This is a genomic window from Patescibacteria group bacterium (assembly GCA_041645165.1).
GTDB lineage: Bacteria > Patescibacteriota > Patescibacteriia > 2-02-FULL-49-11 > 2-02-FULL-49-11 > 2-02-FULL-49-11.
In genome coordinates this window covers 60212-70933 of record JBAZQN010000010.1, presented here as the reverse complement: position 1 = coordinate 70933, position 10722 = coordinate 60212, and the positions used below count along the sequence as shown (strand labels likewise).

At 47.0% G+C, this 10722-nt stretch carries 7 protein-coding genes and 2 tRNA genes; 6 read left to right on the top strand and 3 right to left on the bottom strand.

Annotated features, from left to right (window positions below; genetic code table 11):
- Positions 1-249: 249 nt before the first annotated feature.
- Positions 250-2280, bottom strand: a complete 2031-nt coding sequence (gene infB, locus WC659_04710; GenBank protein MFA4873207.1) for a translation initiation factor IF-2 — start codon at positions 2278-2280, stop codon at positions 250-252.
- Positions 2281-2764: 484 nt separating this feature from the next.
- Here infB and WC659_04705 point away from each other — a divergent pair, with 484 nt between their 5' ends.
- The 5 genes from WC659_04705 to WC659_04685 all read left to right on the top strand — a co-directional run bounded on the left by WC659_04705 (position 2765) and on the right by WC659_04685 (position 6184).
- The gene (locus WC659_04705; protein MFA4873206.1) at positions 2765-3916 is read left to right on the top strand and encodes a hypothetical protein; all 1152 of its coding nucleotides are present in this window, start codon (positions 2765-2767) and stop codon (positions 3914-3916) included.
- A 151-nt stretch (positions 3917-4067) separates the two neighbouring features.
- Positions 4068-4140, top strand: a tRNA-Ile gene (locus tag WC659_04700).
- A 167-nt stretch (positions 4141-4307) separates the two neighbouring features.
- Entirely contained in the window at positions 4308-4553 is a 246-nt protein-coding gene (locus WC659_04695; protein ID MFA4873205.1) for a GIY-YIG nuclease family protein, read from the top strand.
- Positions 4544-4620 (top strand) — tRNA-Val (locus tag WC659_04690). The genes WC659_04695 and WC659_04690 overlap by 10 nt, the downstream gene beginning before the upstream one ends.
- Positions 4621-4801: 181 nt before the next feature.
- Entirely contained in the window at positions 4802-6184 is a 1383-nt protein-coding gene (locus tag WC659_04685) for a sodium:solute symporter family protein (GenBank protein ID MFA4873204.1), read from the top strand.
- Positions 6185-6424: 240 nt separating this feature from the next.
- On the opposite strand, the gene WC659_04680 is transcribed toward WC659_04685, so the two are convergent.
- A complete protein-coding gene (locus WC659_04680) occupies positions 6425-8026 on the bottom strand; it encodes a recombinase family protein (GenBank protein ID MFA4873203.1) in 1602 nt (533 codons plus the stop codon).
- A gap of 381 nt (positions 8027-8407) precedes the next feature.
- Between WC659_04680 and WC659_04675 the strand changes: the two genes are divergently transcribed.
- Positions 8408-9490 carry a PepSY domain-containing protein gene (locus WC659_04675; protein MFA4873202.1) on the top strand — a complete coding sequence of 361 codons (1083 nt, stop codon included), beginning with the start codon at positions 8408-8410 and terminating at the stop codon, positions 9488-9490.
- Positions 9491-9778: 288 nt separating this feature from the next.
- Here WC659_04675 and WC659_04670 read toward each other — a convergent pair whose 3' ends face one another.
- Complete coding sequence (locus WC659_04670) at positions 9779-10360, bottom strand: methyltransferase (GenBank protein MFA4873201.1); 582 nt, start codon at positions 10358-10360, stop codon at positions 9779-9781.
- Between the last annotated feature and the right edge of the window lie 362 nt (positions 10361-10722).

Here is a 10722-nt window from a genome sequence, read left to right as displayed (position 1 = left end):
CGAGGAGATGAAAAAAGCAAAGGCCGCCTTATTTGAGAAATTGAACAATTTTTAAGGTCGCTTAATTGAAAAATCACGGTATCGGTGACTCCCCTATTGAGGTATCATTATTTGACTGGAAAATACTGACGCTGCCCTTGGCTTGAGGACAGCGTGAAATGCAGAGTTTCAATATCTGCGTGAATTTGCGTGTTTATCCGCGTTAACCTGCCTGCGCAGGCGGGCCCGCGATATGCGCGAAGCGCATATTTATAGCATTTCCTGTTTCAGCTTTTCTTCCGTGTAGATTTCTATCAGGTCTCCCACGGCGGGCGCGCACTTCACCTCCAGCCTTAAGCCGCACTCTTGCCCTTCCACCGCTTCCTGCACCACTTGTTTGCCGATTTGCACGCTCGTAATTTTACCTAACCCTTTGAGGGTATTGCCGCGCTTCAGGCGATACAATTGCCCGGTGCTCACTTTCCCTTTCCGCACCTTGCCTCCTATGATGGCATGGCCGCGATCGTGCCGGAAGATGGCAATAACTTCCACATCCCCCTTGGCAGTCACTCGAATGTGGGGGGAGAGGAGCTGCTCCATGAGTTTTTTCACTTCGTCTACAAGCTCGTAGATAATCGTGAACGTTTTTACCTCCACGCCCTTATCTTTGGCCAGTTCAAGCACTACAGGCGCAGCTGGGACATTGAATCCCATGACGCACGCGCTGGATGCTTCCGCAGAGAGGACGTCTGCCTCGGTCACCGGCCCCAAACCTTGTTGGATAATGGTGGTTTTCACCTCCGGGTGGCGGAGGGCCTGAAGCGCTTCATGGATCGCTTCCAATGACCCCAGCACATCCGCGCGGATGAGCAGGTGCACTTCCGGCATAGGAACCGTTTCCTCTTTTTCTTCCTCGCCGTCTTCGGGTTTTGTCACGGTCACATTGGAGGGAGGAGTTCCGAACCGTATGGGGCGTTTCTTGGGTTTTGTATCCCTCATTTTTTGTTTGAACTGCGCGGGATCATCTGTCACCTCAAGAATGTCGCCCACCCGCGGCAGGGACTTGAGCCCCAAAATTCTCACGGGCATGGAAGGAGATGCAGCGGCGACGAGCGTGCCCTTGAAGTCTTTCATCGCTTTCACTTTTCCGAATGCGTCTCCCACGTTGACGAGATCGCCCGTGCGCAGCGTGCCGGTTTGCACGAGCACGGTCGCGACCGGCCCTGCACCCTGGTCTACATGCGATTCAATAATGGTCCCGATCGCGGAACGATCGGGATTCGCCCTAATCTGGTCCTTCTCAATGTCCGCCACCAAGAGCACGAGGTCCAAGAGTTCCGGCATGTTAGTTCCCTTTTTCGCAGAGATTTCAATGAAGGGGACTTTGCCGCCCCAGTCCTCGCCTACCACGTTGAGGTTGGCGAGATCTTGTTTGATGCGTTCCGGATTTGCCCCTGTTTTGTCGATTTTATTGATCGCGACGATAAAAGGAAGTGCGGCGCGCTGTATGTGGGTGAGCGCTTCAATGGTTTGGGGCTGCACGCCGTCATCGGCGGCGACGACGAGGATCGCGATATCGGCGACTCTCGCGCCGCGCGAACGCATCGCCGTGAACGCCTCATGCCCGGGAGTATCAATGAACGTAATATGGCGATTTTGCTGTTCAATGGTATACGCGCCGATGTGCTGGGTAATGCCGCCATGCTCTTCTGCGGTCACGTTCGTTTTGCGGATGGCGTCGAGCAGCGTCGTTTTACCATGATCCACGTGCCCCATCACCACCACGACGGGCGGACGGGGAACAAGGAGTGCATCGTCCGTTTCTGTAAGGAGCGTTTTTAAGCGCGCATCATCTTCGAGAAGGGAAGGGGCAGCTTGGGCATTCTCCTCCGCGCGCGTGACCGTCTTCCCGAAATCACCCGCAATGATCGCCCCAGTTTCAAAGTCGATATGCTGATTCTGCGCCGCCATCACGCCTTGCTTCATCAGCGCCACGATGACGCGGGTAACCGGCAGGCCGAGTTTCGCGGCAAATTCCCTGACGGTGAGTGATGCGGGGAGATCTATAGTATTCCCTGCCGCAGTTTCCGGCGCCTGTTCGAGCGGCGCTTCAGCGATGTTCTCCCGATTCATTAATTTGGCTCTTATGTCAGAGTGGCTGAGTTTTTCAATAATGGCACGCGCCACGCGGTCATCAACCTTGATCGCGCGCATGCCAATATCAAAACCGAGCTCCGGAAGGATTTCCTTGAGCCGCGAGGTGGGAATATTGACGCGCCGGGCAAGTTCAGTGAGGTTCATGATTTTGGAAATCAAATGCAAAGTCTAAAATGCAATCCTTCGACAGGCTCAGGATGACAACCGTTATTTATCATGGTGAGCCGAGTCGAACCATGATTTTTGAGTTTTGATTTTTACATTATCACCATATCACCATACTGGTTTTTATGCGCTTCGTCAAACGTTCTGTCGTTTCACTCATGCGTAACTGCTCACTGGGGGGCATTCTCCAATCCCGCAGTGGAGCCCCCTCTTTTGCATGGTGGGGGTGTCGATGGTTAGTGAGCAGTTACCCTCATGCACATTGACACTTTCTCGGTGAATCAGTATACTGTTTTAATTCTGTTTCCCCGTGCACGGAAGCGGCGAACGTATCCTCTTTAGGTAAGGTATAAGCAATTAGTGCGGTTTTTTTAATTCATTGGTACCTGTCTCCCGCGAGGATGGCAGGCGAGCCGGAATCTGCTCCTTGAGGCGCGCGCAACGCTTTTTTCAACGTACGCACATGGCGTTATCTACCCAACAACAAATATTGGAAATCATTGAACGGAGCAAAAGCATTCTTCTTACCTTTCGCAAGAATTGGTCGGTGGACGCGCTCACCTCCGCGCTGGCGGTGTCCCAGGTGCTCACACGCATGGAGAAATCAAATACCATCGCGGCATCAGGATTTGAAGCGCCCGCTCATCTTGCGTTTCTCCCGGGCATTGACCGCGTGAGGCCGTCCCTTGAGGCCATGCGCAAATTCATCATTACCCTCGCGCTCCGCAATGCGGAAGTAGAGGAATTTACCTATGACATCGTGGACGGAAAATTGGTTATCTCCATAATCCCTCGCAAGGGATTTTTTGCGCCTCATGACGTGACGACCGGAAGCTCTGATTGGCGCTATGACCTGGTGATGGTGTTTGACACGCCGGATCTCGAGTCTTTGGGAGGTTTGTATACCGAGAGCCCGGAATTTTTTTACCGCACGCCGACCGTGAACATAGACCACACCACCCATAACGAGCATTACGGTAAAATTAATCTCATTGACGTGACCGCCGCGGCAACCGCCGAGGTAGTGGCAAACCTCTTTACCTCATGGGATATGAAATTGGTGGATGATGCGGTGGCGACGAACCTGCTCACCGGCATTACTGCCGAAACAGAGAGTTTCCGCCTTCCGACAGTCACGCCTCAGACGTTGTCCTTGGCAAGCCAGCTGGTGAGCATGGGAGCGAAGCGCGAGGAGATCGTGTCGAATCTCTACCGCACCAAGACCGTCGCGTCGCTCAAACTGTGGGGAAGGGCGCTCGCCCGCTTGAAGCAGGATACGCTTGCCCAGTGCGTATGGTCGGTGCTTCCTGCCACGGATTTTGAACGCGCGGGCGGCACCGTGGACGACTTGGTGGGGGTTATGGATGAATTAATGGTCTCCATCCCCAAGACGCGCATCGCGCTGCTCATCGCAGAAACCGCGGCAAACGCTCTGGTGCATGTATTCGCCCGCACCCATGACCGTCATTTGGATCTCCATCAAACCTTAAGCCGTTTTCAGCCCGCAGGCGACCGGGCAGCGGTTTCATTTGTCATAAAGGACAAGCCAGCCGTCGCCGTGGAGCGGGAAGTGGTGGATGAAGTGCGCGGGAAACTGCTGGCGGTACGCACGTAGTCCATTACTTAATACTCGTTGTTCTTTGCTCATTGTTCAATGTCAATCCCTTTTCCCTATAGTGTGGAGCGGGTATAATGCGGAGAGGGGCATGTAGCTCCCGTCTCCGTTCCTTTTCACGGAACTTCGGCGGGCAGGCAACGGGGTATCTGCGCGCATAGCTCAATGGTTAGAGCACGGCCCTTATAAGACCGGGGTTCCTGGTTCGAGTCCAGGTGCGCGCATTTCGTTCGCCCGGTCATACGACCGGGCGCCCAGTCGGATGACTGGGCGAGTCCATCTGCGCCCATATTGGAGTCATAGAGTCAGTAAGTCAAAAGTAATCCAGGGCGGCTAGCTCACTTTCAGCCAAAGGCTGATCCGCCTCTGGCGGAGGTTAGAGCGCAATAATATGTTTACGGTGTACGTTTTGAAAGGTTTGAAGAATGGAAAGCGGTATATAGGAAGTACTGGGAAAGAGGCACTTGTTCGTCTCCGTGAACATAATTACGGATCAAATAGTTGGACAAGACAAAATGGCCCATTTACGCTTCTTTACACTGAATATTATGAGACCAAAACAGAAGCGTTAAAACGAGAAAAATTTCTCAAGAGCGGTCAAGGAAGAAAGTGGTTGGATGAACATTTGGGCGGCTAGCTCACTTGGTTAGAGCGCAGCATTGACATTGCTGAGGCAAGAGGTTCGATCCCTCTGCCGCCCACCAGTTTTAAACTTTCAGATTTTTTGACGATCAGACCTTCGGTATCAGGAAACACTGGCTCGCTGATATAGCAATACAATTATCGAGATTGAAGTTGGTAAAAACCGGCATCCAACGCTTGATACCCTCAAGAAAATAGCGAAAGCTCTTGAGGTAAGCGTTGATGATTTAATAAGATAAATATATGGACACAACATCAATTGTTTTAATAATTTATTTAGCAGCGATGTTTTTCGTTGCGTGGTATTTTTCCAGAAGGGAATCTGTTGAGGCATATTTTGTAAATCAACGGAAAACAAATTTGTGGCTCATGACTTTTTCTACTGTTGCTACGGTGGTGGGGGCTGGTGCAACAGTAGCTATCGTTTCGGAGGTTTACAACACTGGCATTTCATATGGTTTGGCGTTGCCAATTTCTTTTATAGCCGGTATGTTTATTCTCGGATTATTGGCGAAAAAAATAAAAGAAATTGGCGATCAATACGGCGCGCATACTATTGTTGATTTTTTTGAAAAAAGGTTTGGAAGAAAAAACAAAATTTTAACGGGCTGGCTACAATTATTTTTGCTTGTTATTTGGATTGGAATTCAAGCAATTGCCATTGCATCACTCGCGTCCGTTCTCACGGGAGTTGATTATGTAATCGCATTGTTCTTTTCTGCGGCCATTACAATTCTTTACACCGCGATGGGCGGATTAAAAGTTGATATCATCACCGACTTTATTCAATTTTGGGTAATCGTTCTGGTGTTTATCGCTATGGCAATTGTTGGATATCAAAGCATAGGAAGTTTTGGCGATTTGTTCGCGCAATTACCGAAAGGCCATCTTGACCCGCTGGCTTTCGGCGGATTAAGTTGGTTCATCGGAGTAATTCTAGTAAGCGGATTTTTGTATCTCGGCAATACTACGCATTGGCAAAGAATTTTTTCCGCCGAAAGCCAAAGCACTGCCAAAAAATCATTTTACCTTGCAATTCCAATTACCGCTTTTCTTGGATTTTTAGTTTTGTTTTTGGGTCTTGTTGCGGCAGTTAAATTGCCAGTTGGAATTCAGAAGGAAACCGCCATATTTACGTTGATGAAAGGAATTTTACCGCCATGGTTAGTTGGATTTGGTTTTGCGTCAATTCTGGCTGTTATCATGTCCTCTCTTGATAGTTTGTTTGTCGGCGGTTCTACAATTATCTACAAGGCCTTGTTCGGCCAGAAAAATCTTGATAGCAGGAAAGAAATGATATATGCCCGATTGCTCACCGCCGCCTTTGGCGTTGTTGGGTTTGGGTTGGCGTTTATAATTCCAAATATAGTTACTTTGTCATTGCTGGTTACATATTTGGCGTTAATTTTTGTGCCGCCTATTTTTGCCGGAATCTATTCAAAAAAGATTTCAGCAAATGCGTGTTTCTATTCAATTTTAATTCCTTCCATTGTCTTGTTTATTCTTTTCCCGATTTTGAAAGAACAGGTTTTTGTGGTAACTACTTTGTTGGGAGTGCTGATAATCACTCTTTATGATAAGATTTTTAAGAGAAAGGATTTAGAAGTAGTTCAAAATCAGAGTTAAAGGCGACGCGCCAACTTCGTTGGCACGAAATTCGGCGGCGGCGGAAAAGCGAGGGCGGGCAATCCCGCCAAGGCGGGACCCCCCAACCCCCTTCCTTTTTGCCCGCCCGAGCGTTCAGTTTGGCGCGCGAGGCGCGCCGTCAGTTCCGTTCAAAATAAGTTCGGATTTCGTCAAATAAACACACCATATAAATGCGGGGTGAAGTTACCCGCCATAAGCTTCGCGTGTAGGTGGGCCCGCCTAAATGCCCGAATGGCTTTTGTCGGGGAGTGCAGCATTGACATTGCTGAGGTTAAGAGGCATGTCCCGTAGCGAAACGATGTTTCTGCTACTGGGATTCGATCCCTCTGCCGCCCACCAGACAGGAAATTGCAAGCAAGAGGCAGTCGCCTCCCCCGCATCAAGTGCGGGGTCGGCGACCAAATCATAAGGTTTTCTGGGCGAAAAAATCAGTTGGCGATTCTGCAAAATGCAGTTCGAGCCGATATTTTTAAGAAATGTTGTCATTTCCATCTTGTTTTCAGATTTGAGTAGTTTTGCGGCTTGATTTAATGATAAAACGAACTCACGAGCCGGTTCGAGCCACGATAAGCCATTCTGTTCAAAATCTCTGACTTGTTCCTGTAGCCCGACCTTTTTGATAAGTAGTTTTTCTTTTCTCGCCTTGTAATCTTCAACAGAGATAACCTCGTTAAGAAAAACGTCGAGCAGTTTTTCAAGTCTTATTTCAATTTCAGCTAATTGTACTTTAAGATTTTGAACAGTTGTTTTGGCTTGCTCTTTTGTTTGTATTTCTTCTTTTTCGAGTTCGGCTAAAACGTTTTCTGTGTCGTGGCTCGACAAAGAAACTTTTTGAAGAAAAGATTTAATCTGTTCGTATAATTCTTCCTGTCGCAAAAAGTGTTTTTCTTGGCATGGCCCTTTCTTTTTTGTGCAACGATAATACACATATTCTCTGCCACTTGGTTTAATTTTCTTTTCTGCTGTTATCGCCGCCGAGCAAGGACATTTCATAAACCCGAGAAAAGCAAAATTATGTTTCTTAACTTTTTGCGGCTTGCCTTTTTCTCGCATAATTTCCTGCACTTTATCAAAAAGTTTCTTTGAAATTAGCGGCTCGTGAGTTGCCTCATGAATTTCGCCTTTATACTTCATAAGACCGATGTAGAAAACGTTTTGTAAAAGCTCATGGACTTTTCCAATTGAAATGCTGTTGCCTAAATTGCTTTTGAGATTTACCCGTTTGCACCACTCGGCTATTTCGCGGAGATTGTAATTTCTGGTGGCGTAGAGTTCAAAAATCTTTTTCACTTTTTGTGCTTTTTCTCTATCAACATCAATTCCTCTGGTTTTTGGATTGTTGAGATAGCCGAGCGGTGCTTTGCTTGGCCATACTCCATTTCTTACTTTCTGCCTCATTCCACGAGTTACATTTTCTCGAAGTGAATCCACATAATATTTACTTTGACCAAAAGCAATTTGGAGCATAAAAAGTCCTTGCGGTGTTGGCTCAAACCAAAATGTTGGAAATTTCAATGATTTAATCAAGCCGCGATCTATCATGTGAATTACTCGCCCTCCATCAACGGAATTACGAGCTAATCTATCCGGATTCCAAGAAAGTATCCCCTCTGCTTTCCCTCTTTCAATCAATGACAACATTTCTGCGAATTTAATTCGCCCAGGTTCTTTGGCAGTTTTGGTCTCGACGAAAATCGGATCGACAATTTCAAGTTTTTCTTTGGCGGCAAATTCTTTTAATTCAAAGACTTGGGCCTCAATGCTTAAAATCTGCCTGTCCTCATCTTCGGTGCTCTTGCGAGCGTAAAGTATGTATTTCATATGGTTTTGATTAAAAATTTCTTTTCCCAAAATGCAGAATCGCCAACTGATTTTTTCGCCCAGAAAACCTTATGATTTGGTCGCCGACCCCGCACTTGATGCGGGGGAGGCGACTGCCTCTTGCTTGCAATTTCCTGTCTGGTGGTCTATTCTTAAAGTAGTTCGGACGCATTTCGCCCCGCCAGGGCGGGGCGAGGGTCTGGCCAAAAATTCCGAACCGAAATTCTGAACTTAAAAACTGCCAAAAAACCTGATAAAAATATCGGCTCGAACTGTATTTTAATTTTGGGAAAAGAAAATTTTTCATATTATTTTAATTAGAAATAAGTAGAAAAGTTAGTCGACTTTTCTAAAAATTATTAACATTTAATTTCAAAAACTATGAATGCGAAACGAAACATTTTATTACTAACTCTGATATTGTCAGGCGGTTTGTTTTTGGTTCTAACAGCAAACGCTCAATCAACCGTTTCTTCTGTTAAATCAATCGAAATAAATCCAACGCAAATTACAACTTCAGTTACCTGTACCGCTTGCGTTGGTGGAATTCCTACTGGTCAAAAAGATTCTAACGGCTGTCCAATTTATTCTTGTCCGGGAAAACAATGTCCGGTGGGCTGCACTTGTTCCGGAGATACCACAACTTGTCCAGTGCCATCTTGTAAAGCTCCTTGCGTGAAAAGCGGAGATACTTGCACTTGTCCAGTAGAACCGCCCATCGCCTGTACCGCTTGCGTTGGTGGAATTCCTACTGCTCAAAAAGATTCTAACGGCTGTCCAATTTATTCTTGTCCGGGAAAACAATGTCCGGTGGGCTGCACTTGTTCCGGAGATACCACAACTTGTCCAGTGCCATCTTGTAAAGCTCCTTGCGTGAAAAGCGGAGATACTTGCACTTGTCCAGTAGAACCGCCCATCGCCTGTACCGCTTGCGTTGGTGGAATTCCTACTGCTCAAAAAGATTCTAACGGCTGTCCAATTTATTCTTGTCCGGGAAAACAATGTCCGGTGGGCTGCACTTGTTCCGGAGATACCACAACTTGTCCAGTAGAGGGAATAAAACCCATTGAGGCAAAAATTTCTTCTTCAGAATCGGGCGTAAAATCAGTCTCCATAGAAAAAGTCCCGAATGGTCTATCTCTCCAATCTGAAAAAGCAACTGCAGTTACAACAGAAAAACTTGTTATTGAAGGGAATAAATTATCCCTTAAAACATCAACTGGAAATAAGGAAATCAAAATTTTGCCAGAAGAAGCCTCATCTAAAGTGGCGGCGGGAACCGAAGTTAGCACAATTGAACTTAAAGAAGAATCTCAACAACCAATATATTCTGTTAAGGGAACAAAACAAGCCAAACTTCTTTTCGTAATTCCTGTTTCAATGCAGATCGAAACCAAAGTAAGTGCTGAATCCGGAAATGTCATTTCAGTAAAGAAGCCTTGGTGGAGTTTCCTAACGCGGTAAAAGAATTTGCCGCCAAAGAAAAACTTGAAATTGTCAAAGTTCAGGATTTCGGTTCGGAATTTTGCGGGGGGATTTTCTCGCCGCCGCAGGCGGCGAAATGCGTCCGAACTACTTTAAGAATAGACCACCATGTTATTACCTTCGCACCATGCGGAGGTTTCTCGCATTAACATGCTATAGACCTTTTTGTATTTAAAAGCGTGCTTCTTGTGGCATTAGGTGGCATTGATGTTATTCTGGCGGTATCAATCATAAAAATTTGTATCTTTATCTACAGACGAGCCGTCCTTATTCACGTATTGCCAGCGACACGGCGTGAGTTTTGCCTTGGCGTAGTTTTTTGTAATTGCCGAATAGTTCCTGGAAATTTCTTTTGATATATTTCTTCATTCCCGCGAGCGTCACGACATAGAGCTTGCCTCCCGGTTTCAGATGCGCTTTGGCGTCATGGAAAAGGATAGTAAAAAATTCATTGCCTGCTTTTGCGGGAAGGTTAGAAACGATGGTGTCGAATTTGATATCAGGCACTGCGCTGAACGCGTTGCTTAAATAAATTTCGCAGTTGGCGATGCCATTGAGGGCGGCATTTTGCTTCGCGTATTCAACCGCGACAAAATCTTTATCAACCATGTGGACCCTGCCTTGAGGCGCGAGCATTGCCAGGGTGAGCCCAATGGCGCCATAGCCGCAGCCGACATCGAGGATGGTGTCGTGAGGATTTACGGCAACGGTTTCAATCAGCAAAAGAGACCCGCGGTCGATCTCTTTGGGGCTGAACAGGCCGTACGCGCTATGGAAAGTGAACTCATGCCCTCGCAGGTTGGCAGTGAATATGATATCTTGTTTTAATTGTGATATATCGTCGGCCATATTCCGCGCTCAGGAATACACAATTTTTCTGCGGACGCGACCTAAGCTGCCTCGCGCTTATGCCTGCCTGACTACAGGCATAAGTCCTCGAAAAATTGGTATTCCCTCGCTTCTTGGTTAAGAACAATAAACAATCACTCTATACTCTATTATCTCATAAGAGAATATCGTACAATGAGTAAGAAGAATATCTGCGTTTATCTGCGATAAGGTCAAGCCTGCCCGCCAGTGCCTTCCTTGAAGGTTCAACAGAATAACGTTGTTGGTACCGACCTTTTCAGATATCACTCATCTCGTGGACAGGTTTATGGCAGGCGGGCGTGACGATCTGCGTTTACCTGCCCGCCATTGCCTTTCCTCGG